Here is a 24,500-nt window from a genome sequence, read left to right on the forward strand (position 1 = left end):
TTATAATGAAGTGTACAATAATTATGTTTTATACTTCCACTGAATCCGGAAGGGTTATAAAAACAAACCTTTTGGGTAATGTTTAATGTAAGGTCTATTCTTGCAGCTTGCAAACGTAATCAATCTAATACAGGAGAGGTGGAATCGATGTGAAGACCAAAATCGCAGCCGTAACCCTCAGTATTCTGTTATTTGCAGGCGGGTTAGGGTTATTCGTGCCCCAGCGCGCACAAGCCGCAGATCCAATTAAGGTCATTCTGAACGGACAGTTATTACAACTGGGGGAGTCAAATGCATACAAGAGCGGATCGGCTATTATGATACCACTCCGCGAAACAGCTGAAGTTCTCAAATATCAAACTACGTATAAAGGCAGCACCGGACAAGTCCAGTTGACTCGAGTTAAAGAAACCGTTGATTTCAAGTTAAGCGGAGATGAGGTTATACTTAACGGCAAAGACAAGGTCCCATTTCAAGAACGGATTGAAGTCAGACAGAAACGGATCTATGTCCCATTGTCATTTTTTAATGCTATCGGGCTTATCGCCGCTTATGACGACAGTTCCGGGCAAGCCGAAATTTATGCACCTGAGGTGGCTGCAGGGGCGGTAACCGGATTATTAGCAGCAGGCAAATATCAGGAGCTTCAGGAACGTTACCTGAGCAGTACGGCTGCACAACAGGCATTCTTGCCGGTAATTCAGCAAAGCTGGGAAGCGGTTGCGTCCGGCAATTATTTTGGAATAAAAACAACGGATAGCCGCCGGGTTGATGGGGTGATGACAATCCAGAGCGTACTCCTCTTCTCGAAGTCTGAAGCCATATTAACATTAACAATGGACGTAAAAGGAAAGATTACCGGGCTGACTTTGGCGCCACTCGCTGCGAATGAGGCTGCAACACTTCCAGTTAAGTAAATCGAATATGAAAAAGAAGGCGATCTGTTCCTAAGTCAAAGGAGAATCGCCTTCTTTTTATTTAATAAACTATTGACAGAAGGGCGTTTAGGGAGTAAATTTAGATCTTGTTAAACAGTGTTTAAAACGGTGATTGGACAAAAAGTCGGGAAGGAGGATACAGCCAACGCTATGACTAGAAACAACAACATTGCAGAACCTTCAGACAAGGATACGAAACAGGCGATTCTTCAGGCAACTGTGGATTTGATTCGGGGAGAAGGGTTCAGTTGTGCCACCATGCGTAATATAGCTGCCAAGGCAGAGACTAATCTGGCACTTGTCAATTATCACTACGGCTCCAAGGATAAATTGCTGTCGGATGCGGTAAGAATGCTTCTTGCTTCTTTTGATGGCGCCTTTAAAGTACTGGAGGATGATTCGTTACCTCCGAAGGAGCGTCTGAAGTTATTTTTCACCCGATACATTGATGAACTCAAACGCTATCCGGGGATGGCCAGACAAATGCTGGATCAGAGACACCACATTATGAGTTCACTGGATGAATACTCCCGTTACTGCAAAATGATGCGCCTGGAAAAGATCCTGCAGGCTATTCAGGAAATCACGGGTGAAGAGGACAAAAATAAGCTGATGATGATGCAGCTTCAGATATACGGTGCGGTAGTTGTTCCAGTGATTATGCTATCCAGCATGCCTGAGGACAAAACGGATTTCATGCCGGTTTTCAATCCTCCGCCGATTGAAGAGCAGATCGATGCGTTATTCGACCGTTATTTTCATTAAACCTATCCAAATAGAGAAATGAGTGGAGAAAAGAATGTCAAACCCAACCAATGCGAAAGGTGCATCTGCTGAGCAGCCCTTCTCTCTGAAAGCTATACTGCCGCCATTGATGGCCATTATCGTAGGGATGATCATGGTTATCCTCGATGGTACAGTAGTCAATGTAGCGGTGCCTAAGCTGGTAGAATATTTCAATACAGACCTCAAAACCGTACAATGGGCAATTACGGGATATACACTTGCCTTGGCGGCTGTAATTCCGCTTGCCGGATATATGACGGACCGTTTTGGGTCGAAGCAAGTATTTGTATCAACGGTCGCCATGTTCGTACTGGGCTCCATGCTGTGCTCCATCGCACAGACTTCAGAGCAGTTGGTGCTCTTCCGGGTCATTCAAGGCTTAGGTGGCGGGATGGTCGCCCCGATTGGAATGGCGATGGTCTTCAGACTGGCTCCGCCTGAACGAAGGGGCTCGATTATGGGGCTCCTGGGCATTCCGATGCTGCTGGCTCCTGCACTTGGTCCAATATTGTCCGGCTGGCTGGTGGAATACGTGAGCTGGCACTGGATCTTCCTGATCAACTTGCCGATTGGTATCGTGGGAATTATTCTTGGCATTAAATATTTGCCCAAGACAGAAAAGAAGGGCAGAGCCCATCTCGACATTCTTGGAATTATTCTGGCTCCAATAGCCTTCTCCATGCTGGCTTATGGTGTGAACCAGGGCGGCGGCGAAAGCTGGTCCTCAACCGGTGCTATTCTAGGTTTGACCGTGGGTGGAGTAGCGCTCGTACTGTTTGTCATCGTAGAATTGCTTCATAAGCATCCATTGCTTGAGCTGCGTGTATTCCGGTCATCTGACTTTACACGGGGGATTATTCTCAGCTGGGTGACACAGGCTGCATTATTCGGCTCCATGTTGTTCGTGCCATTGTATCTGCAGCAGATCCGGAATTATACTCCACTGGAAACCGGTTTGATCCTGCTGCCGCAGGCACTTGCTTCAGGAATCGGAATGCCGCTGGGCGGACGTCTTTTTGACAAAATTGGTGCGCGTCCCCTTGTATTTGTCGGTCTGAGTATTATTTCAACCGCACTCTTCATGCTGTCGGGTGTGACAGTGGATACCGGGCTGCCGTTTATTATGTCTACCCTGGCGATGATGGGGCTTGGCATGGGTCTTTCGATGATGCCGGTCAACACACATGTGCTGAACTCGGCACCGCGTGAATGGGTGAACCGGGTAACGCCGCTTACCGCCGCTGCCCAGCAGGTCGTGGTATCCTTTGCCGTTGCCGGTATGACCGGTTACCTGACCAGTCAAATTTCAGTTCATATGGGGAAAATGGCCGCAGGTGCTAACCCTCTTTCCGCCATGGTTCTCGGATTCAATGATGTGTTCTTCTTCTCCGCCTGCATCGCTGTGGCAGGTGTTGTGATCAGCTTGGTTCTCCGCAAACCAAAGGTAGCTGCGACTCCGGCCTCACCGGATGCCGAAGCTGCTGCTGATCCAGCGATGATGATGGGACACTAAACGGATAGGATTGAAATTCGTTAGTGGGTAGTATCAAAAGCCGCTGCAGCTTATCGCTGAGCGGCTTTTTGCTGTTAATTTAGATTGTTCTATAAATTGACCCGCCGTTTCTTATGCAGCTTGTAGGTGACAGGAGCAAAGTGTGCTTTGCTGAGGAGCTCGGAGGCTACGATTCCCAGAAGCACCAGAGCCGCACCGGTGTAACCCTGCATCGACAGCTGCTCACCGGCAAACCAATAACCGAACAGGGCAGCGAAAACTGGCTCCATTGAGAAGATCAATCCGGTACGGGTAGGTGTTGTGTATTTTTGCGCCACTGGTTGCAGGATAAAACCGCAGGCGCTGCAGAAGATGCCAAGTGCCAGGATTGCAATCCACCCGGGCAGTGACGAAGGCAAGGCCGGTGTCTCAAATAGGAACGACAAAACCAGTGCAAAGCCTCCTGCGAAACCAAGTTGAAGAATGCCGATAGATAGACTGTCACAAGCTTTAACCGCCTTGGATGTTACCAGAATCTGTACGGCATAGAATACAGCAGACAGAATGCATAACAGATCACCCGGCTGCATGTGCAGGGAGGAATTCAAAGTGAGCAGCCCGATCCCGACAATAGCCAGAACCGCTCCGATGACTTGAGGGGGGGCGACTTTTTTTCTGAATACGAGCACATCGATCATCGGCACAAAAATAACAGTTAACGCCACAAGAAATCCGGCATTCGAGGTGGTTGTGGTCTTCAGGCCAAAGGTAATGCAGGTGAATACACCCAGCAGTAAGAATCCGAGCAATGCTCCATACTTCAGTGTTCTTACATCTACCGCTCTAAGGCGTTTGTGAAATAGGATGGCTGCCAGAATAAAGGCAAGTCCGAAGCGCAATGCAATCAGATTGAATTCCCCGAGAGACCCTAACCCCAGCTTCATAAACATATAGGAGGAGCCCCAAAACATGGTTACTATAAAGAGCATTAGCTCAGCCTTGAGCGGCTTCATTCTGTCATCATCCTTCATCATTTCAAGTGGCGAACCACTATAGTATAATATGGTGAAATACATAAGTTAACTGAATGTTTATCATAGAATACATGAGAGTTACTAATGCAAATCTGGAGGTGGCAGGCATTTGAGCATCAGCAAGTATGAAGTGTTCCTCAAAGTCGTGGAGCTGGGCAGTCTGACCCGGGCCGCAGAGGTGATGGGCTTCACCCAATCAGGCATCAGTCATACGATCTCCAGTCTGGAGACGGAATTTGGCTTCACCCTGCTGGTCAGGAACCGTTCAGGAGTCAAACTAACGGTCAACGGCGAACAGGTGATTCAGCCGATCCGTGAAATGATGAAGTGGAACGAGCAGCTGAAGCAGCAGGTTGCCGACATCCACGGACTGGAAACTGGAACGATTACCATCGGTACCTTCACCAGCGTTTCTGTACATTGGCTTCCGGGAATGATCAAGCAGTTCCGTAAGGAGTACCCCTATATCGAGTTTAAGCTGATGGAAGGCGGCTACCTGGAAATTGAGCAGTGGATTGAAGCCGGAGTGGTCGATTGCGGTTTTTTGTCGCTCCCTACCCGGGAGAAATTCGAGGTTATTCCGCTCAAGCAGGACCGTATGCTGGCTGTTCTCTCCAAGGAGCATCCCCTAAGCCGGGCGCCGTATATGCCGCTTGCGCAGATCGCACATGAGGATTTCATCATCCCTAAGGCGGGTTCAGATTACGATGTCAGACGGGTTCTCGAAAAGGCGGCTATTAAGCCAAATATCAAATTCTCAGCCGGAGATGATTATGCCATAATTGCCATGGTAGAAAACGGGCTTGGCATCAGTATTCTGCCGGAACTGGTTATCCAGCGCCAAAACCATAATGTAGCCATGCTGGAGCTTGAAGAGCGAAGCTTCCGTTCGCTAGGCATCGCAGTTCATTCAATGAAATATGCTTCTCCGGCGACCAAGCGGTTTTTGAAGCATGTCCAGTCCTGGTTAGAATAAGATATTGGGATTGTGTTAACTGAGTGTATGAAATCTGATTGAATTACGGTTTTGGTGATTGACGCCAACCGTTGTTCATGAGAAAATGTACGCGTGTACATTAGACGAGGGCAGAGGAAAGGATGAGTGCTATCGCAAGCCGCAAAGAGGTTGCCGAGCTTGCCGGGGTTTCAGAAGCGACGGTCTCCCGCGTACTGAACAATGTCGGTCCGCTCAAAGATAAAACCAAGGAACGTGTGATTGCCGCCGCACGGGAGCTTGGTTACACCCCAAGCTCGCTTGCCCGCAGCTTTGCCCGGAGGCGAAGCGGAAATCTGGGTGTCGTCATGCCTTATCTGCCCAAAGCCCGGTTGTTCTCCGCGTACTATTTCTCCGAAATTCTAAGCGGGATTGGAAGCCGGGCAAGAGAAGAGGGCTATGATCTGCTGATGATCTTCCGGGATGCCGATGAGCCGCTGGATTATTGCGGGCTCTTCCGGATGCGCAAGGTAGATGCATGTATAGTACTAGGTGCCAAAGAGGAGACCGGAGAGCTAGAAGCACTGCGGCAGCTGAAGAAGGAGGGGCATCCCTACTGCCTGATTAACCAGCATTTTGAAGGAGAATCGTTCCACGAGGTGGATGCTGACCATGTCGAAGGCTGTCAGCTGGCAGTGAAGCATCTGCTTAGCCAAGGTTTTACCCGTATAGCGTTCCTGAATGGTCCGCAGGCGTATTCCAACAGCCGCGACCGGCTGGAGGGGTATATGCAAGCGCTTCAGGAAGAGGGGATTTCTGCAGACGCTTCGCTTATGTTCGAGGGGAATTTCAGCCGCAGAAGTGGAATGGCAGCCGCGCAGGCCATATTGCCTCAACTGAAGCATATCGAGGCGGTGGTGGTAGCCAATGACCGGATGGCCATTGGACTTCAGCAAGGTCTGCGTGAGCTGGGGGTCAACGCGGACCGGATGCCTGCGATTGTCGGTTATGACGATTCGGATGCCGCAGAGCTTACAACTCCGGCACTCAGCAGTGTTCGGGTCCCCTTTTATCAGCTGGGGGAAATCGCTGCGGCCAAGGTCCTGGAGCTTCTGGAGAATGGGGGAGGGAATTCCGGGAATGAGATCATCCGCGTGAAGCTTCCTGCCAAGCTTGTGGTTCGTGCTTCATCATTAAGAACAGGAGGGATTCAATGAAACAGCTTCGCATTGGAATGATTGGATACAAGTTCATGGGCAAGGCTCACAGCAATGCTTACCGCAGTCTTCCCATGTTCTTCCCGAAGGCGCTGAAGCCGGAGATGTCTGTGTTATGCGGACGGAATGCTGACGCACTGAAGGAAGCCGCTGACCAGCTGGGCTGGAAGGAGACTGTTACAGATTGGAGAGAACTGGTAGGCCGTGACGATATCGATTGGATCGATATTAACGCCCCTAGTGATGCTCATAAAGAGATTGCGCTGGCTGCCGTGAAAGCAGGCAAGCATGTTTTTTGCGAGAAGCCTCTGGCCTTGACTCTTGCGGATTCCCGTGAAATGCTGAAGGCGGCAGAGGATGCAGGGGTTATGCATATGGTGGGTTTCAACTACCGGTTCTCGCCGGCGGTGCGGCTGGCCAAACGGCTGGTAGAGAGCGGACGGCTGGGCCAAATCTATCATTTCCGTGCCTGGTTTCTGCAGGACTGGATTCTGGACCCCGAGTTTCCGCTGGTATGGAGGCTACAGAAGGAGATTGCCGGTTCCGGTTCACATGGCGATCTCGGCGCTCATCTGATCGATCTTGCTCATTATTTGGTAGGTGACCTGAAAGAGGTTATCGGGATGAGCGAGACCTTCATCAAAGAACGACCTTTGGCAGCAGAAATGACGGGTCTTAGTGCAAAAGCAAGTGCCGGCGGCCCAAGAGGCCCTGTAACCGTAGATGACGCCACACTGTTTCTGGCGCGTTTTGCAAACGGTGCCATGGGCAGCTTTGAGGCCACACGTTTTGCTGCGGGTCACCGTTCGACCAATTCTTTTGAAATTAACGGGAGTCTCGGGAGTGTGAAGTTTGATTTCGAACGGATGAACGAGCTGGAAGTATATCTGACCTCCGACGATGAGGATGTGCAAGGTTTTCGGCGTGTTCTCGCCACCGATCTGGCTCATGATTATGCTGAGGCCTGGTGGCCGCCGGGTCATACAATAGGTTTTGAGCATACCTTCATTCATGAAATCCTGGAGTTGTCATCCGCAGCAGCTGAAGGCCGTCAGCCCATGCCGAATTTTCACGATGGGGTGAAATGCCAGGCGGTGCTGGAAGCTGTGGAACGTTCGGTGCAGGAACGGCGCTGGGTAGAGTTATCCGAGATGTAATGATTCTGTGACTATGATGTTGGAGAAGGAGTGACAATGATGAAGAAAGCATTAATCGTATGGGGCGGCTGGGATGGACATGAGCCGGAGCAGGTCGCCGGAATATTTGCGGAGATTTTGCGTGAAGCACAGTTCGAGATCGAGGTATCCAATACGCTGGAAGCATTCGCTGATAAAGAGAAGCTACTGGGACTGGATCTCATCGTACCGGTCTGGACCATGGGAGAAATTACGCAGGAGCTGGTTAATAATGTATCGGCTGCTGTTCAGAACGGGACCGGGCTTGCGGGATGCCATGGCGGCATGTGCGACTCTTTCCGGACCAATGTAGACTGGCAGTTCATGACAGGCGGGCAATGGGTTGCCCATCCGGGCAATGACGGTGTCCAGTATACCGTTGAAATCAGCCAAGGCTCCAGCCCGCTGACAGCAGGTATTAAGGATTTCGAAGTTACTTCCGAGCAGTATTACCTGCATATTGATCCGGCGGTGGAGGTGCTGGCGACAACAAGATTTCCGGTTGTGCAAGGGCCACACGCAACGAACAAAGCGGTAGATATGCCTGTAGTATGGACCAAGCGCTGGGGACACGGACGGGTCTATTACAATTCGCTTGGCCACCATGCTGATATTGTAGAGCTTCTCCCGGTAAAAGAATTGATGCGCCGGGGACTCCTGTGGGCGGCAGAGGGCAAGGCTGAAGCAGCGGTAAATCTGGAGCAAACGGCAGGTGCCGGATACAGTGGCATGGCGGACAGCCAATTCTAGTGTGGGAGCGATTAAGACATGGATAAAGTAAAGGTTGGCATTATCGGCTGCGGCAAGATCAGCGGCATCTATATGGAGAATTGTCAGAAGTTCGAGATTCTGGAGCTTGCTGCTTGTGCGGATATGGACCCGGACAGAGCAGCAGAGCAGGCGGCCAAATATGGAATTCCACTCGTCTATACTGTGGAGCAGCTTCTGGAAGACCCTGAGATTGAAATCGTAATTAATTTAACTATCCCTGCTGCTCACGCTGCAATTACCTTGCGTGCACTGGAGGCCGGTAAGCATGTCTATGCCGAGAAGCCGCTCACGGTTACCAGAGAGGAAGGACGTAAGGTGCTGGAGGTGGCAAAAGCTAAAGGGCTCCTGGTTGGCAGCGCTCCCGAAACCTTCCTCGGTGCCGGAATTCAGACGGCGCTTAAGCTGATTGAGGATGGAGTGATTGGCCGTCCAGTTGCGGCGACAGCGTTCATGTTAGGCAGGGGGCATGAGCATTGGCATCCCGACCCGGAATTCTATTATGCTGCGGGTGGTGGCCCTATGTTCGATATGGGGCCGTATTATTTAACCGCACTCGTGCAGCTCCTGGGGCCTATCCGCACAGTAGCCGGAATGACCGGGAAGGCACTGGAGGAACGTACCATCACAAGCGAGAAGAAGGCAGGACAAAAGATTCCGGTCGATATCCCGACGCATGTCGCCGGAACGCTGCAATTCAGCAGCGGCGCGATTGCTACACTAATTACCAGCTTTGATGTGTTTGGCGGCAGCGAATTACCGCCGATTGAAATCTACGGCACGGAGGGAACCCTTCAGGTCCCGGATCCGAACACATTCGGCGGCATTGTCAGATACCGTAAGACGGGTGAAAATGAATGGCGCGAGCAGCCGCTCCTGACGGGCTATGACCAGAATACCCGAGGAATCGGTCCGGCGGATATGGCTTATGCTATCCGCAGCGGACGCCCGCACCGGGCCAGTGGAGAATTGGCGTACCATGTGCTGGAAGCCATGTGGGCTTTTCACGACTCCTCCGATTCGCAGCAGTTCTATGAAATGGAGAGCACCTGTGTTCGTCCGGCACCCCTGCCTCAGGGTCTTGAACCCTATACCCTTGATTAATTTCGATAGCCTTTGTACGGCACCGTTCTCTGAACATGAACGGTGCTTTTTTCTGCTGCCTGATTCGTGAAAACCAAACAGCTGTGAGCTCAGCAATCCCTATTTTCTCGCGGCTGAGGGGGTAAGCCCCTTGTACTGCTTGTAGAGTTTCGTGAAGTAATTGGGATTGTCACAGCCGACTTTGCCGGAGATTTCCGTAACCGTGAAGTCCGTTTCCAGCAGGAGCCGTTCGGCCTCATTCACCCGGCAGAGGTTTACGTATTCGACAAAGGTTCGTCCGGTCAGTTTTTTGAAGGTTTTGCAGAAATGATACGGATTGAGATTCACGAATCTGGCGGCATACTCAATCGATATTTTCTCATCATAATGCAGTTCCAGATATTCCAGCAGCGGTTTGAAGCGTTCCTGGTTAATGGATTGGCGTTCACTGTGATACCTGCCTAACATCTGCCGGGGCGGAAAAGTCCGTGAGAGCAGGGTGAAGAACAGATGCAGCTGGTTTTTGACAACTAATTGAAAAGCAGGTCCCTTCTCCTGAACCTCTTGAATAACGGAGGCCAGCAAGGGGTAATAGGTGCCGCACACCGGGTTCTGTTCTACAGGCTTGACGGGAAAATGATACAAATTATTCAAGTAGGGGGCCACAAATAACTCATGCTGCGAATCCTGATTCCGGTCTTTGAATAATGAACTATGGAACACTATGGACACGTACTCAATATCCCCTCTGCTCAAACTGTAGCCGACATGAAGACCGCCGGAAGGCACAAGGATCACATCACCCGGTCCGGCTTCATAAGGCTTACTGTCAATATGGAAGATCGCTCTGCCTTGCTGCATCACAATAATCTCGAAATGCTCATGCCAATGTAAAAAAAGAATGTTCTGCTCCGCTTTGGCATCCCGGCATTGATTGAAAAACACGCGGAACGGATAGATCTTTTCTTCAAGCTGGGGATATTCCTTCAATTCCTTCGGGTAGGTCACAGCCACGTCAACTCCCACAATATTCAGCTATTATCGCACAAGATAAGAAGAGATTTCGCTACAGATGCGCTATATACTTGGGTTGCTGAACTTACTATAAACCAATATTGGAGTGGTATACAAGATGCATGAAGACATTAGAATCGGAACACTTGTCGGGGCAACGGATGCAGTCCGTGTGATTCCCCAAATCGTTAAGCATGGCTTTGAATCCTTCAGCCTGACATTCTGGCAGACTACAGGAGAAACGGATCTGGTGGAGACAGCAGCACGGGTGCGTGAACTGGCCGCTGAACATCATTTTATGATTTCCTCGGTGGGCATCTTCGGGAATCCGCTGACGGGAACCGGCGACAATGCCGACACCCTGGCGAGCTGGGAACGTCTGATTGACCATGCCCATTTATTCGGTACGGATATGGTCTCCGGATTCACAGGCAGACTGACCGGGCTGCCGATTGATGCATCGATTCCGAAATTCACAGAAGTGTTCGGTGAACTCTCGAAGCGGGCTGCTGCCAAAGGGCTCCGAATTGCTTTTGAGAATTGCTCCATGGACGGAAACTGGCAGACGGGAGACTGGAACATCGCCCACAACCCAACAGCCTGGGAAAAAATGTTCAACGCCGTTCCCGCAGATAATCTAGGTCTGGAATGGGAGCCGTGCCATCAGATGGTCGCGCTTATTGATCCGATTCCGCAGCTGCGTAAATGGACTGACAAAATCTTTCACGTGCATGGCAAGGATGCAACGATTGCCTGGGATATCATCAAAGAATATGGAATTCATGGTCCCAAGCCTTATGTATGGCACCGGACTCCTGGTTTCGGAGATACGAATTGGACGGATGTTATCACCATTCTGCGACAGGCCGGTTACAAGGGCACCATTGACATCGAGGGGTGGCATGATCCTGTGTATCGCGATGAGCTGGAAATGACCGGTCAGGTGCATGCACTCCAATATTTGAAGCATTGCCGCGGGGGTAGCTTCATCCCAAATCCGGCCTAATGCAGAAAGCGGGGAAGCTTCTATGACAGCAACATATCGTGTAGCCCTTGCCGGCTGCGGAGGAATGGCCAATGAGTGGATCAGTTATGCACTGAAGCGCACAGATGTCCGAATTGTTGCACTGGTGGATATCCGGCTCGAAGCTGCGGCGGCGATGGCGGACAAATATGGTTTGGACTGTCCTGTATTTACGGATATTGGACAGGCGATTGAAGATACTGGGGCTAATCTGGTGTTTGACGTGACCATACCGACCAGCCATTATGGGGTTGGCAGCGCGGCACTCACACGTCAATGCGATGTATTCAGCGAAAAACCGCTGGCTGAAACCATGCAACAATGCAACGCCATTGTTTCTTTAGCGGAACGCACCGGCCGGAGTCATGCCGTCATGCAGAACCGGCGGTATGATCTGCGTATACGTTCTCTGCGCCAGCTGATAGAAGACGGGAATATTGGCCGGATCGGTTATATCGGAGCGAGCTTTTTCCTGGCACCGCATTTTGGCGGCTTCCGGGATGTGATGGAGAGCCCGCTGCTGCTTGATATGGCGATCCACACCTTTGACCAGGCCCGGTTCATCAGTGGTGCTGATCCAGTAAGTGTATATTGTCAGGAGTTCAACCCGGCTGGGTCCTGGTATGCAGGAAATGCCTCAGCAGTATGCATTTTTGAAATGTCGGATGGTTCTGTCTTCTGCTATCAAGGTTCTTGGTGTGCAGAAGGCGCTCCAACTTCCTGGGAAGCCTCATGGCGGATACAGGGAGACCTGGGAACTGCGGTCTGGGATGGCGAAGGGATGCCCTATGCCGAAAAGGTAGCAGACGGTGCTGCGGACGGTAAATTCATTCGTGCCTATGAACGGGTTGAAGGAGTAGCTGTAGAGATGAAGGATACCTTCCATCACGGATGTCTCGAGGAAATGTTCCAGGCTCTGGCAGAACACCGTCCTGCAGAAACCGATTGCCGGGATAACCGCAACAGTATGGCGATGGTGTTCGGTGCGCTGGAGAGTGCGCGGACGGGGAGAAAGGTGGAGCTAGCCGGCTTTTTGTTCAGTGACGAAGAACACCTCCAGCATAAATAGGGTGACAATAATAAACGAATACAGAAACCGTTGGATGTATAAATGCGCTTTGGACAGGATGCTCTTCCTCGCCAAAGCGTTTTTTACTATCGAAATATAGTCATATAAATCTATGTTTTGTTGATTTCATTCCATTCCAGATAAATATAAAATAGATACAATAAATAGGGGGAGGGATTTCCATGTCAAAGAATATAAGAGTCGTGATCGGTAGTGGCGGCAGTACGCATAACAAAGGCTGGCTTCATACGGAGGAAGCGAATTTGAACCTGCTGAGGCCGGAGGATTGGGCAAAAAGCTTCACTCCAGACTCCATTCAAGCCGTTCTGGCAGAACATGTCTGGGAGCATCTTGATTACGGGGAGGGCATTCGGGCGGCACAAATCTGCTATCCATATTTAACACCAGGCGGGTATATCCGCTGTGCAGTTCCCGATGGGTATTTTCAGGATGAGGCTTATCAGAAGATCGTCCAAATCGGGGGACCGGGACCGCTTAGCCATCCCGCTGCCTCCCATAAAATTGTACATAATCATAATACTTTAAAAGCGATGTTTGAGGCTGCCGGATATCATGTCCGTCTATTGGAATATTGTGATGAAACCGGCGTGTTTCAGTATAACGATTGGGATGAAACCGATGGCTTCATTTACAGATCCAAGCGCTTTGACCACCGGAATCACGATGGAAAGCTAGGGTTCGTATCTTTGATTGTAGATGCGGTCAAGCCCCAGTGATTGAGGTGACAGTCAGTGTATAAACTTATCAGACTTCTCAGGCCTTACAGGTTCGCAGCCCTGCTTGCACCACTGTTTATGCTGCTTGAAGTGACCATGGACCTGCTGCAGCCACGGTTGATGGCAAGTATTGTGAATGATGGCGTAACTGCAGGCAATTTGGGTCATATCACGCATACCGGCACACTGATGCTGGCCGCTGCGGCTGTTGGTTTAATAGGCGGTGTATACAGCACGATTTTCTCCACCATTGCCTCACAGAATTTTGGCGGGGATTTGCGGCAGGAACTCTTTGAAAAAGTCCAATCCTTCTCGATCCGTAGCCTGGAACGTTTTGAATCGGGCTCCATCGTAACCAGACTGACCGGAGATATAGTACAGCTGCAGAATATGGTGATGATGTCGCTGCGCATGTTCCCCAGGCAGATATTTCAGTTCGCCGGCAGTTTGATTATGGCACTGTTGATCAGCCCGAGACTCACTGTAATTTTGCTGGTGATGATACCTGTGGTGCTCCTGCTTTTGGTGGCTTTTACCCGGATGTCTATTCCGTTGTATGGTAATGTTCAGGAAAAGCTGGACCGGGTGAATCTGGCGATGCAGGAGAACCTGTCTGGAATCCGGGTCGTCAAAGCTTTTGTGCGCAGTGACTATGAAGAGCAGCGGTTCGGGAGCAGGAATTCACATTTTCTTCAGGCTAGCCTGAAGGCAGCAAGGCTAATGGCATTGAATACACCACTTATGGCGATGATTCTTAACTTCAGCGTGGTTGCCGCTTTATGGTATGGCGGTATTCTCTCGGAGAAGGGATTGTTATCCGTCGGGGATCTGGCTGCGTTCCTGACCTATATTACCAAGCTGCTCTTCGCTACACTGGGTATGGGCAGCCAGCTGATGACGATCTCCCGTGCCAAGGCTTCGGCTGCCCGTATTTATGAAGTGCTTGATACTCCCTCGGATAGTAGTGGGGATAGAGAAATTACAATTAGCCATTCACAGCCACAGGTGATTGACACTATTAATGGCAGATTGGCTTTTGAGCATGTCAGCTTCAGCTATGACAGCAATCTGCACCATGCGGTGTTGCGGGATATTGACTTCATCGCAGAGCCTGGGCAGACGATAGGCATAATCGGTGTAAATGGTGCAGGCAAATCAACAATGGTGAGTCTAATTCCTGGATTCTACCCAGTGACCGAAGGCCGCATTACGATTGACCACATGGATATTAACAAGCTGGACACAGAAAAACTGCACCAGGTGGTGGGGATGGTGCTCCAGCAGGCGCTGCTGTTCAGCGGGTCTATTCTGGATAACATCAGGTATGGCAAACCAAGGGCAACCATGGAAGAGGTCATTGAGGCTGCACGTTTGGCGGAGGCTCATGATTTCATCAGCAGGCTGCCACAGGGTTACGATACCGTTCTAGGGCAACGGGGTGTGAATCTGTCAGGTGGACAGAAGCAGCGGATTTCCATTGCCCGTACTTTGCTGCTGAAGCCCGGTATCATCATACTGGATGACTGCACCAGCGCAGTGGATCTGCAGACGGATTACCGGATCCGATCCTCGCTGAAGCTCGTAATGAAGAACAGTACCTGCCTGATTATAGCCCAGAGGATCGCTTCCATACAGCATGCCGATCTTATTCTCGTATTGGAGGATGGGCGGATTACGGCGCGGGGGAATCATGATACACTTCTGGCTTCAAGCCGTCTTTACAAGGATATTGCCGCATCCCAGCAAGGAGCGTGACATGAAGACTACTACTACACTCGGGAAATTATCTCGCTACCTGACCAAACAGCCGCTTCGGCTCATCGCCGTTCTGCTGCTGACGGTTGCTGCTTCAGGGCTAACACTTTTTGGTCCTTATCTGACCGGTGCTGCACTTGACCGATATATAATTCCCGGCCGTTATGCGGGGCTTCTGCAGCTCTGTCTGCTTCTGCTGGGCATTTATCTGCTTGGAAGTCTAGTCAGCTGGCTGCAAAGCTATATTCTTGCTGATATTTCTCAGCGCACAGTGTGGAGCCTGCGCAGGGACCTTTTCCGGCATTTGCAGCGGTTGCCGATTCCTTTTTTTGCCGGCAAAAGCCATGGGGAGCTCATGAGCCGCACCACCAATGATATAGACAATATCGCAAACTCTCTGAATCAGAGCCTGGTACAGATTATCTCCAGCATCATCATGCTTGGCGGGTCCTTGACAATGATGCTGCTGTTGAACGGATGGCTTACACTTATCGCCTTGATTACAGCTCCGCTGATCACATTGTTCGCTAAGACAGTGGCACGGCGGACCGGCGCCCAGTTTAAAGCACAGCAGCAGGAACTGGGCAAGCTTAACGGATTTATTGAAGAGACTGTATCCGGACACCGGGTGGTAAGCCTGTTCAACCAGGAGCAGCGGATCGCTGAACAGTTCAGTGAAACCAACAGCAGGTTGAAAAAATCCGGAATCCGTGCACAGATCTTCTCCGGAATGATGGGACCTTTTATGAATATGTTCAGTCACATTACGTATTTGCTGATAGCGGTGGCAGGTGGCTGGTTGGCTCTGCGGGATCTTACGACAGTAGGAGTAATTGTCAGCTTTCTGGGTTATTCCAGACAGTTCAGTGATCCTCTGAACGAAGTTGCGAATCAATATAATATGATACAGGCAGGAGTAGCCGGAGCAGAGCGGGTATTCGAAGTAATGGATGTACCTTCTGAATACGAAGGGGAGGAATCTCTGCCATCGCTGCGGCCAATCAACGGCAAGGTGGAATTCAGAGAAGTCGGATTTCAATATGACACCGGCAAAGAAATCCTGAAGCATATTAGCTTTACAGCGAACCCAGGTGACACGATAGCTTTGGTAGGACCGACTGGGGCAGGAAAAACAACGATTGTTAATGTGCTGGGCCGTTTCTTTGATATTAATTCCGGCCAAATCCTCATCGATGATACGGATATCCGCACAGTGAACAAGAACAGTCTGAGGAAACAGCTCAGTTTGGTGTTGCAGGATGCTCATCTGTTCTCCGGTTCAATACGTGATAATATCCGCTATGGCCGGCTGGAGGCTACAGACGAAGAGGTGGAGCTGGCAGCGGTGCAGGCGTATGCCCATCCTTTCATTTCCAGACTTCCGCAAGGGTATGAAACGGAGCTGTCTGCAGAGGGCGGTAATCTCAGCCAGGGACAGATGCAGCTGATTACCATTGCCCGGGCGATCCTTGCCGATCGTGCGCTGCTGATTCTGGATGAAGCGACCAGTAGTGTAGACACTCTGGCGGAAATTCAGATCCAGAAGGCAATCAGACAGCTAATCTCCGGCAGAACCAGCTTTGTCATTGCCCATAGACTCAGCACCATCCGCCATGCCGATAGGATACTGTATATTCAGGATGGCCGGATTGCCGAGCAGGGCACTCATGAACAACTTATTCTTCATAAAGGCCTCTATCACGAGCTGTTGAACAGCGGCAGTGGTTTGGATGAGAACGTTGAGCAACTTTTAGGTTAGAGGCATGTGACTCTGCGGATCATAGAAATGCTAGTATTTGAGGGTACTTCCATTTTACCAAAACTAAAGGGAATCCCAAGCAGCCATTTCATGGCTTTTGGGATTCCCCTTTTGCAAAGCTCTGTAGAATTAACCTAAAAACCTTTATATTGCGGTTCCTCGTTCTCCAGCTCAGTCACCCGGGATTCTACCTGATTTACGATCTGCTGGGTTTGCTGAGCTGCATTGGTGAACAAGGTCTTGGCTTCCTTATTCTGAGTTTCCATGGCAAACTGCTCCAGGCTGGCCTGGGCACTCTTCAAGGAAGATACACAGGTTTTCACTTGTGAGGCTACTGTCATTTCTATTCCCTCCTTCGAATGGTTGTGCGTATTACCGCGACATAGTATCTGCTGTGCTCTGATATTGTATTCCTGTTCTTAGGACCAGAAAATATTTCATGGTTATTCCCGCACCTTATGACAAATAATGAAGATCAACGACAAGAATATAGGTTAACGGGGAGGCTACAAAAATGCCGGAATGGCTTGAGGTTATATGGCGTACTGTTTTTGCTGTGGTTGTGCTTTTCTTTTTGACGAAGCTGCTTGGTAAAAGACAGGTTTCACAGCTCTCGTTCTTTGAATATATTACGGGCATTACCGTAGGGAGTATTGCTGCCTATATTTCCTTGGATACCGACAAGACCTGGCATTTGGGGATCATAGCTCTAATTGTTTGGGTTGCTTTTTCACTGGGGATTGAGTTCCTGCAAGTGAAGAGCAAAAAGGCTAGAGACTTTATTGATTTCAAGTCGACCGTGCTGATTAAGGACGGAAAAATACTTGAGGACAATATGAAAAAAGAACGTCTGACAACCGACGAATTATTGGAGGAGCTAAGAAAAAAGGATGTATTCAAGGTTGCCGATGTGGAATTTGCTATTATGGAATCAGACGGGGCGATCAATGTTCTGCTTACACGCGAAAACCAGCCGTTAACTCCTAAGCATTTGGGTGTGAAAGTTGCACCGGAGCAAGAGACCCAAGCCGTTATTATGGATGGCAAGATCATGGATGAGCCGCTGGATACCCTGGGGTTAACGCGAGGGTGGCTGCAAGGGGAGCTCGAAAAGCTGAACCTGACAGCGGAAAATGTGTTTCTGGGACAGGTCGATTCGTATGGAGAGCTCACCGTGGACTTGTACACAGACAATGTTGAGGTTCCACAGACGCAGGAAAAACCGCAGCTCTACGCACTACTAAAGAAATGTGAAGCGGATCTTGAGCTGTTCAGCCTGTCTACCCAAAATGAACAGGCAAAGAAGATGTATGGACGGTGCTCAGAGCAACTGCAGAATCTTTTGCAGAAGCTGAAGCCATTTGTCCAAAGCTGAGATAAGAATATTAGGATTATAAGAAAAGACCCAAAAAAAACTTTTTTTGTTTTTGCGGGTCTTTTCCCCGTTTAGCCACACGAAACCCGGATGAAAAATAGGAAATCTAATGAAATGTTATGAAAATCACATATTTGTAATAATAATCCTTTAAAACAACTATACAATTACAAATATTTACTTACAGTGGAGATTAGGTTTGATGCTGCAAAAATATGAATAATGGGGAGAGCAACTTTGCCTTTGATTCGGGTACTCATGTATTTACCAATAACTTAAGCTTTGCCGGAACCTCTAGTGACAAAACAAGCGGCACCGATATTGGTGCCACCAATCAATAGTAAAAGCGGTATACTTGAATAGATTGGTAATTATTATCTTTTCTATTTGGGAGGCGGCTGCATCTATGGAATATGTAAAGCTTGGTTCTACCGGACTTGAGGTATCAAGGATTTGCCTGGGCTGCATGAGCTACGGGATTCCGGAACGGGGAAATCACTCATGGACGCTGAATGAGGAAGAGAGCCGGCCTTTTATCCAAAAGGCGCTGGATCTGGGCATTAACTTCTTTGACACGGCCAATGTGTATTCCGACGGAACGAGTGAGGAGATTGTGGGCAGGGCGCTGAAAGATTTCACTGCACGTGATGAGATTGTGCTGGCAACCAAAGTACACGGAACCATGCGTCCGGGTCCAAACGGTGGCGGACTATCCCGTAAAGCGATTATGAGTGAAATTGACCTTAGCCTAAAGCGGCTGGGGACAGATTATGTGGATCTGTATCAGATTCACCGCTGGGACCCCGCCACGCCAATTGAGGAAACCATGGAGGCTCTGCATGATGTGGTTAAAGCCGGTAAGGCGCGTTACATCGGGGCATCCTCCATGTATTCCTGGCAATTTCTGAAGGCGCTGCATGTTGCTGAACGCCATGGCTGGACCCGGTTCGTATCTATGCAGAATTATGTGAATCTGTTGTACCGGGAAGAGGAACGTGAAATGCTGCCGCTCTGTGAAGCTGAAGGGATCGGTGTGATTCCCTGGAGCCCGCTGGCCAGGGGACGCCTGACCCGGGATTGGGAAGATACCAGCCCCCGGTCGGCATCCGATGAATTCGGTAAGCACCTATACGCCAAGACTGAAGAGGCGGACCGTGCCGTCGCGCTAAGAGTCAAAGAAATCGCTGAAGAACGCGGGATTCCGCGGGCCCGGGTTGCACTGGCCTGGGTGTTGCAAAAGAAGCCGGTGACAGCACCCATTGTAGGAGCGACAAAGATGACGCATCTGGAGGATGCGGCTGCGGCGGTCTCAATCCGGCTGACCGAGTCTGAGGTGAAGCGGCTGGAAGAACCGTACATTCCGCATCCGGTAATGGGATTCAGCTGAATTCCCCTAAATAGAACTACAGAGCAGCGATTCCCCAATCCATTGGAGAATCGCTGTTTTACGTTTTTGGCATCTTCGGACTCATCCGCGGGGCGCATAACTATCCGAATCATTGGCAAACTAACTTGGATTCCCCAGGATCACTTTAGGAGGTGAGTGCGGTGACAGAGCAAAGAATATTGGAGGCTATACAGGAGCAGCTTACAGATTGCAGCGATGCAGTATATCAGTCTATTCATGTGTACGGCCATGCCTGTATGCTGATCTACATTCCTTCTATTGTCGATACTCTAAGCCTGCAGGAATTTGTCTCCACACCGCTCAAAGCAGAAGCGAATTCAGAACCGGATTGGCCGGGGTTTCTGGAACGGCTGGATCACGGATCAGCTTTTGCTATTCCTTATATTAAGGCATATCAGGTGAACCGGGCGGTTGAGCTCATTGTCAGCGGCAATGCCGTGCTTTCGATCGAAGGTCTTCCCTATGTATATTATTTTGAGATCACTCATTATCAGAAAAGAACGGTCTCCGAATCGCAGAATGAGCTGGTGGTTATAGGGCCTCAGGAGGCTTTTATCGAAGATGTGCAGACGAACCTGTCCCTGCTGAGGCATAAGATCAAGCATTCAGATTTGAAGACTATCCATTTCTCCATCGGCAGGTATACCAAAACCGACGTATACCTGGTCTATATTGAAGGGCTGTGCAAGCCGGAAATTGTAGAAGAGTTCAAAAAAAAGCTGGGAGACATCACGGTGGACGGTGTATTGGGGATTAGCGGAATCGCGGAGCAAATGAAGAAGGGCCAGTACTCACCCTTTCCTATATTTCAGTATACGGAGCGTCCGGATTCGGTAGCCGCATCCCTCATGGAAGGACGGGTAGGGATGATGCAGGACGGGACACCTTCGGCTTTGCTGGCACCGGTAACCTTTTTTTCTATGCTGCAATCCTCGGAAGACTACTATCAGAGCTTTTATGCAGGAAGCTGGATTCGATTAGTCCGTTTCTTTTTCTCCATCGTATCTATGCTGCTCCCGGCTTTATATGTGGCCATCACTACTTTTCACAGCCAGATCATTCCCTCCGACCTTTTAATAACCATTGCTGCTGCGAGAGAAAATATTCCTTTTTCCGCCTTGACGGAAGCCTTGATTATGGAATTAACGTTCGAGGCGCTTCGAGAGGCCGGGACCCGGATCCCCAAGCCCGTTGGGCAAACCGTATCCATCATTGGCGGGATCGTAATCGGTCAGGCAGCTGTACAGGCGGGGATTGTTTCTGCTCCCATGGTAATCGTAGTGTCTATTACAGGCATCGCTTCTTATGTTATCCCTCATCTTGAACTGGGTCTGACGTTTCGGCTGCTCCGCTTTGTCCTGCTGATTCTCGGCGGAACGATGGGACTGCTTGGTGTTATAGTTGCGGCATTTGTCATCTATGGACATTTAGCGAATCTCAGATCCTTCGGGACTCCTTATCTGCAGCCGGTCGCTCCTCTGATATTCCAGGATTGGAAGGACACCCTGCTTCGTGTACCTTCTCCTTTTATGATGAAAAGAAGCACTTCATTCACGAACACCAAAAATGAAAAGAGGCAGAAATCAAAATGAAGCTCTTGAAGCTGGTTCTGAGCGTTCTGCTGCTTCTGAATCTGGCCGGCTGCGGGTCCAAAATAGAGCTGGATGAACTCACCTTCATCTTTGGTATTTATATCGATGCCGGTAAAGAACCGGGAACGGTTGAAGTGTCGATCAGCTCACCACTGCCCAACCGTCTGCTCTCCAGCTCACAAGCGGGGGGCAGGGATGGCAAATCCTATTCCATGATATCCAAGACAGCCTCAAACATTACGGATGCGGTCATTTTAATTCAAAAAGACTTGTCCCGGAGGCTGGACATCTCCCATATCAAGGTGATTGTCCTGGGAGAGGAATATGCCCGTCAGGGAATAGATGAAGCGCTGGAGTGGTTCAAACGGCAGCCGGAGTTCCCTCTGGGGACTTATGTGATGACGACTCCGGGCAAAGCAAAGGAGGTCACCCAACTCTCGGCAATATTTGAACAGCTACCGGATCAGGTGCTGATGAATTTTTCGGAGGAGAATCTTCTATTTGCAACAACGGTGAGAGATTGCTTGCTGGCGGAGTCATCAAAAATGGGCTATGCCATGAATTATTTATCAATTGGTCAGAAGAGTGACCTCTCAGATGCAGGCAAGCCTGTTCATTGGGCCGGTATCCAGGGGGCTGCTCTGTTTCAGCAAGCGAGGCTTCGCCGTACATTGCATTTTCGTGAGAGCAGGGCGCTCGCTTGGGCTGCCGGACATCTCTCGGGTCATTTGAATTTGCCTGAATACACGATTACTTGGGATGAAGAAGGCTCGGGTAAAGCCACAGCACTGTTTTTAAGCAATACATCTTCAATTCGGTCGGTACTCACGGACGATGGACCGGTTTTCTATGTCAAGCTGAAGGGAAAGGTAAGCATCACTAATTTCCAAGATTCCATGGGAAGGAAGGCGGTCGAACTCAGCTCTGTTGTTATAGAAAAACTTCAAGCAGCGGTGGTCAAGGATGTTTCCCATTCACTTTTAGCTACACAGGAGGCAGGAACGGATATTCTGCAGTTGGGTATGCGTGTGGAATGGAATTATCCAGCGGAATGGAAGAAACTTAAAGGGCGCTGGGAGGATTACTATAAGCATGAAGCAAAGATAAAGGTGACGGCTGCATTTAATATCCAGGATTTGGGTTCAGTAAAATAAGGGTGGGAGGTACGGGAGTCAAATGCACACCACAAAATGGCAGTTGTTCAGATTTAGTATGATCTATTTCAGTTCCCAGACCACAATTTTCCTGATTCCAATTCTCGTGGAAACTTCCGGCTACCAAGGATGGATCGCTCTGATGGGAGGCAGTTTTTTAAGTTTGTGCATTTTGTTCTTTACCATACAAGTTGGCAGGCTAAAGCCGGACCAGAGTTGGATTGACTTTGGCAAAGAGATTATGGGGACATGGCTGCACCGGCTGATGGTATTCTTACTGCTCTGCTGGTGTGTTTATTATGCTTCGTTTGATATAGAGAATTTTGTCCTCTTTTTTGGATCCAACTATACACGGGGAACTCCTCCCATCTTCATACAAATCATCATTGGACTGGTTATCATGTATACGGCGACGTTAGGAATAACTACTATCATTTATATGGCGGATGGGATTTTCCTGATTTTTTTTATGGCATCTCTGCTTTCCGTATATATGTTTATGCCGTATGCGGATTTTTCGATGCTTCCTGCATTTCTGCATTACCATGATCCCGGCATTGCACTTAAGGACTCTATTTCGGTAACATCGTGGTTTGCGGAATGGATTGTTTTTCTCTTCCTGGCACCGGAGCTTCGCATGGGAAGCAAAATGTTGAAAATACTGGCGGTTTCCAGTATCTCTATCCTCCTGATTGTATTAACAGGCTGGATAATGACTATGCTCAACTTCGGTCCGCATCTGGGCAAAGAATTGCAATATCCGTTTTTGGAGATGATCCGCAGTTCTTCACACCATAATATACTTGGCAATCTGGACCCTCTTCTTATCGGCATCTGGTCAGCCTCGATGTTTATTCATGCAGCCTTTCTAATCTATATTGCCTGTAAATGCGCTTTGCACTTGAGCAAGCAGAAAGGGAAAAGGCTGATGATCCCGTTATTGACGGTTTGCTCCACGATAATTGCTTATCTGTATTCGCGTAATATTGTAATGTACTATAGTAATTTCAATTCGGATGTAATTATCGGCTTCTGGTTGTTTATTGAGTGCATTCCCGTATATTACTTCATTGCCGCATTCATCCGCTCCAAAACCGGTCAAGCTCTTAAATGACGGCTGCGACTTATCTATTATAAATTGGATGCGCTTTCTGGTATGATTAAGCTTTAGTACATACCTAAATATGGAACGGATGGTGTTATTCTTCATGATGCTTCAGGAAGCAAACGCACTAATACAAGCAATAAGAGTCAATCTTAGTAAAGTTATTGTCGGTAAAGAGGAAGGGGTGGATCTGCTGTTGACCGCCCTGCTGGCGAATGGGCATGTCCTTCTGGAGGATGTACCCGGCACAGGGAAAACAATGCTTGCCAAAACATTGGCACGCTCACTGGACTGTTCTTTCAAACGCATTCAGTTTACACCGGACCTGCTGCCTTCGGATCTTAGTGGGATCAACTACTATAATCAGAAAACAGGCGAGTTCCAGTTCCGGCCCGGTCCGGTATTTGCCAGTATTCTCCTGGCGGATGAGATCAACCGCGCGACTCCCCGTACCCAATCCAGCCTGCTGGAATGCATGGAGGAACGCCAGATTACGATTGACGGCCTGACACATGAACTGGAAGCGCCTTTTCTTGTTATTGCTACACAGAATCCCGTGGACAGCCAGGGGACTTTTCCACTGCCGGAAGCACAGCTGGACCGCTTCCTGATGAGGATCACCACAGGGTATCCAACCTTTGATGAGGGGGTCCATATTCTTCAAAGATTCCGCGGGAATAATCCTTTGCAAGATACAGCTGCAGTGGCAACCGGACGAGATATTCAAGAACTGCAGCGGCTTACCGCAGCCGTTACTGTCAGTGATGACCTTCTGGGCTATATGATTAGCATTGTCGAGGCGACGCGCAAAGCTCCTGCAGTCAAGCTAGGCGCAAGCCCCCGTGCAGGCTTCGGACTGCTTCGTGCTGCCCAGGGCTATGCACTTCTGCGGGAAAGGGATCATGTATTGCCTGATGATATCAAGGCAGTAGCGGTTCCTGTGCTTGCCCACCGCCTGCTTATGCAGCGTGGACCTGGTTCACGTGAAGGGCAGGCAGCAGAGCTTGTGCAGCAGGTACTGCGTGAGGTTGAGGTTCCGGCTGAGCCGGTAATGCCCGCCAGGGGTGGAAGGGTGGACTAG

At 49.6% G+C, this 24,500-nt stretch carries 22 protein-coding genes; 19 read left to right on the top strand and 3 right to left on the bottom strand.

Going from position 1 to position 24,500, the window contains the following annotated elements; genetic code table 11:
• The first annotated feature begins 149 nt into the window (after positions 1–149).
• The 3 genes from A3849_RS29060 to A3849_RS29070 all read left to right on the top strand — a co-directional run bounded on the left by A3849_RS29060 (position 150) and on the right by A3849_RS29070 (position 3,237).
• The gene (locus A3849_RS29060; RefSeq protein WP_074114557.1) at positions 150–917 is read left to right on the top strand and encodes a stalk domain-containing protein; all 768 of its coding nucleotides are present in this window, start codon (positions 150–152) and stop codon (positions 915–917) included.
• A gap of 171 nt (positions 918–1,088) precedes the next feature.
• The gene (locus A3849_RS29065; protein WP_074114679.1) at positions 1,089–1,703 is read left to right on the top strand and encodes a TetR/AcrR family transcriptional regulator; all 615 of its coding nucleotides are present in this window, start codon (positions 1,089–1,091) and stop codon (positions 1,701–1,703) included.
• A 34-nt stretch (positions 1,704–1,737) separates the two neighbouring features.
• Positions 1,738–3,237, top strand: a complete 1,500-nt coding sequence (locus A3849_RS29070) for a DHA2 family efflux MFS transporter permease subunit (RefSeq protein ID WP_074114558.1) — start codon at positions 1,738–1,740, stop codon at positions 3,235–3,237.
• An 89-nt stretch (positions 3,238–3,326) separates the two neighbouring features.
• On the opposite strand, the gene A3849_RS29075 is transcribed toward A3849_RS29070, so the two are convergent.
• Positions 3,327–4,229 (bottom strand): DMT family transporter, encoded by a 903-nt coding sequence (locus tag A3849_RS29075; RefSeq protein ID WP_074114559.1) that lies wholly within the window; start codon positions 4,227–4,229, stop codon positions 3,327–3,329.
• A gap of 130 nt (positions 4,230–4,359) precedes the next feature.
• Between A3849_RS29075 and A3849_RS29080 the strand changes: the two genes are divergently transcribed.
• The 5 genes from A3849_RS29080 to A3849_RS29100 all read left to right on the top strand — a co-directional run bounded on the left by A3849_RS29080 (position 4,360) and on the right by A3849_RS29100 (position 9,448).
• Positions 4,360–5,226: a LysR family transcriptional regulator gene (locus A3849_RS29080; RefSeq protein ID WP_074114560.1), complete on the top strand. Its 867-nt coding sequence runs from the start codon at positions 4,360–4,362 to the stop codon at positions 5,224–5,226.
• Positions 5,227–5,348: 122 nt separating this feature from the next.
• Positions 5,349–6,401, top strand: a complete 1,053-nt coding sequence (locus tag A3849_RS29085) for a LacI family DNA-binding transcriptional regulator (RefSeq protein WP_074114561.1) — start codon at positions 5,349–5,351, stop codon at positions 6,399–6,401.
• A complete protein-coding gene (locus tag A3849_RS29090; protein WP_074114562.1) occupies positions 6,398–7,558 on the top strand; it encodes a Gfo/Idh/MocA family protein in 1,161 nt (386 codons plus the stop codon). Before A3849_RS29085 ends, A3849_RS29090 begins: the two co-directional genes overlap by 4 nt.
• 39 nt (positions 7,559–7,597) lie before the next feature.
• Positions 7,598–8,326, top strand: a complete 729-nt coding sequence (locus A3849_RS29095) for a ThuA domain-containing protein (protein ID WP_074114563.1) — start codon at positions 7,598–7,600, stop codon at positions 8,324–8,326.
• An 18-nt stretch (positions 8,327–8,344) separates the two neighbouring features.
• The gene (locus A3849_RS29100) at positions 8,345–9,448 is read left to right on the top strand and encodes a Gfo/Idh/MocA family protein (protein WP_074114564.1); all 1,104 of its coding nucleotides are present in this window, start codon (positions 8,345–8,347) and stop codon (positions 9,446–9,448) included.
• 99 nt (positions 9,449–9,547) lie between these two features.
• Here the strand turns inward: A3849_RS29100 and A3849_RS29105 are convergent, their stop codons facing one another.
• A complete protein-coding gene (locus A3849_RS29105) occupies positions 9,548–10,435 on the bottom strand; it encodes a helix-turn-helix domain-containing protein (protein WP_074114565.1) in 888 nt (295 codons plus the stop codon).
• A 124-nt stretch (positions 10,436–10,559) separates the two neighbouring features.
• Between A3849_RS29105 and A3849_RS29110 the strand changes: the two genes are divergently transcribed.
• The 5 genes from A3849_RS29110 (at position 10,560) to A3849_RS29130 (ending at position 16,785) form a co-directional block, all read left to right on the top strand.
• Positions 10,560–11,447 carry a sugar phosphate isomerase/epimerase family protein gene (locus tag A3849_RS29110; protein WP_074114566.1) on the top strand — a complete coding sequence of 296 codons (888 nt, stop codon included), beginning with the start codon at positions 10,560–10,562 and terminating at the stop codon, positions 11,445–11,447.
• Positions 11,448–11,469: 22 nt separating this feature from the next.
• Positions 11,470–12,534: a Gfo/Idh/MocA family protein gene (locus A3849_RS29115; RefSeq protein ID WP_074114567.1), complete on the top strand. Its 1,065-nt coding sequence runs from the start codon at positions 11,470–11,472 to the stop codon at positions 12,532–12,534.
• A 182-nt stretch (positions 12,535–12,716) separates the two neighbouring features.
• On the top strand, positions 12,717–13,271 hold the full coding sequence (locus A3849_RS29120; protein ID WP_074114568.1) for a class I SAM-dependent methyltransferase: 555 nt from the start codon (positions 12,717–12,719) through the stop codon (positions 13,269–13,271).
• Positions 13,272–13,286: 15 nt separating this feature from the next.
• Positions 13,287–15,026: an ABC transporter ATP-binding protein gene (locus tag A3849_RS29125; protein ID WP_074114569.1), complete on the top strand. Its 1,740-nt coding sequence runs from the start codon at positions 13,287–13,289 to the stop codon at positions 15,024–15,026.
• Between the two features lies 1 nt (position 15,027).
• The gene (locus A3849_RS29130; RefSeq protein ID WP_074114570.1) at positions 15,028–16,785 is read left to right on the top strand and encodes an ABC transporter ATP-binding protein; all 1,758 of its coding nucleotides are present in this window, start codon (positions 15,028–15,030) and stop codon (positions 16,783–16,785) included.
• Positions 16,786–16,919: 134 nt separating this feature from the next.
• On the opposite strand, the gene A3849_RS29135 is transcribed toward A3849_RS29130, so the two are convergent.
• Positions 16,920–17,126: a DUF1657 domain-containing protein gene (locus tag A3849_RS29135; RefSeq protein ID WP_074083512.1), complete on the bottom strand. Its 207-nt coding sequence runs from the start codon at positions 17,124–17,126 to the stop codon at positions 16,920–16,922.
• A gap of 173 nt (positions 17,127–17,299) precedes the next feature.
• Between A3849_RS29135 and A3849_RS29140 the strand changes: the two genes are divergently transcribed.
• The 6 genes from A3849_RS29140 to A3849_RS29165 all read left to right on the top strand — a co-directional run bounded on the left by A3849_RS29140 (position 17,300) and on the right by A3849_RS29165 (position 24,500).
• Entirely contained in the window at positions 17,300–18,160 is an 861-nt protein-coding gene (locus tag A3849_RS29140; RefSeq protein WP_074114571.1) for a DUF421 domain-containing protein, read from the top strand.
• 406 nt (positions 18,161–18,566) lie between these two features.
• Positions 18,567–19,547, top strand: a complete 981-nt coding sequence (locus tag A3849_RS29145; protein ID WP_074114572.1) for an aldo/keto reductase — start codon at positions 18,567–18,569, stop codon at positions 19,545–19,547.
• A 152-nt stretch (positions 19,548–19,699) separates the two neighbouring features.
• Complete coding sequence (locus A3849_RS29150; RefSeq protein ID WP_074114573.1) at positions 19,700–21,160, top strand: spore germination protein; 1,461 nt, start codon at positions 19,700–19,702, stop codon at positions 21,158–21,160.
• On the top strand, positions 21,157–22,314 hold the full coding sequence (locus tag A3849_RS29155) for a Ger(x)C family spore germination protein (RefSeq protein WP_074114574.1): 1,158 nt from the start codon (positions 21,157–21,159) through the stop codon (positions 22,312–22,314). The genes A3849_RS29150 and A3849_RS29155 overlap by 4 nt, the downstream gene beginning before the upstream one ends.
• A 22-nt stretch (positions 22,315–22,336) precedes the next feature.
• Positions 22,337–23,428 (top strand): GerAB/ArcD/ProY family transporter, encoded by a 1,092-nt coding sequence (locus A3849_RS29160; RefSeq protein WP_074114575.1) that lies wholly within the window; start codon positions 22,337–22,339, stop codon positions 23,426–23,428.
• 94 nt (positions 23,429–23,522) lie between these two features.
• Positions 23,523–24,500 (top strand): AAA family ATPase, encoded by a 978-nt coding sequence (locus A3849_RS29165; protein ID WP_074114576.1) that lies wholly within the window; start codon positions 23,523–23,525, stop codon positions 24,498–24,500.

Source organism: Paenibacillus sp. P46E (genome assembly GCF_001909095.1).
GTDB lineage: Bacteria > Bacillota > Bacilli > Paenibacillales > Paenibacillaceae > Paenibacillus_AQ > Paenibacillus_AQ helianthi.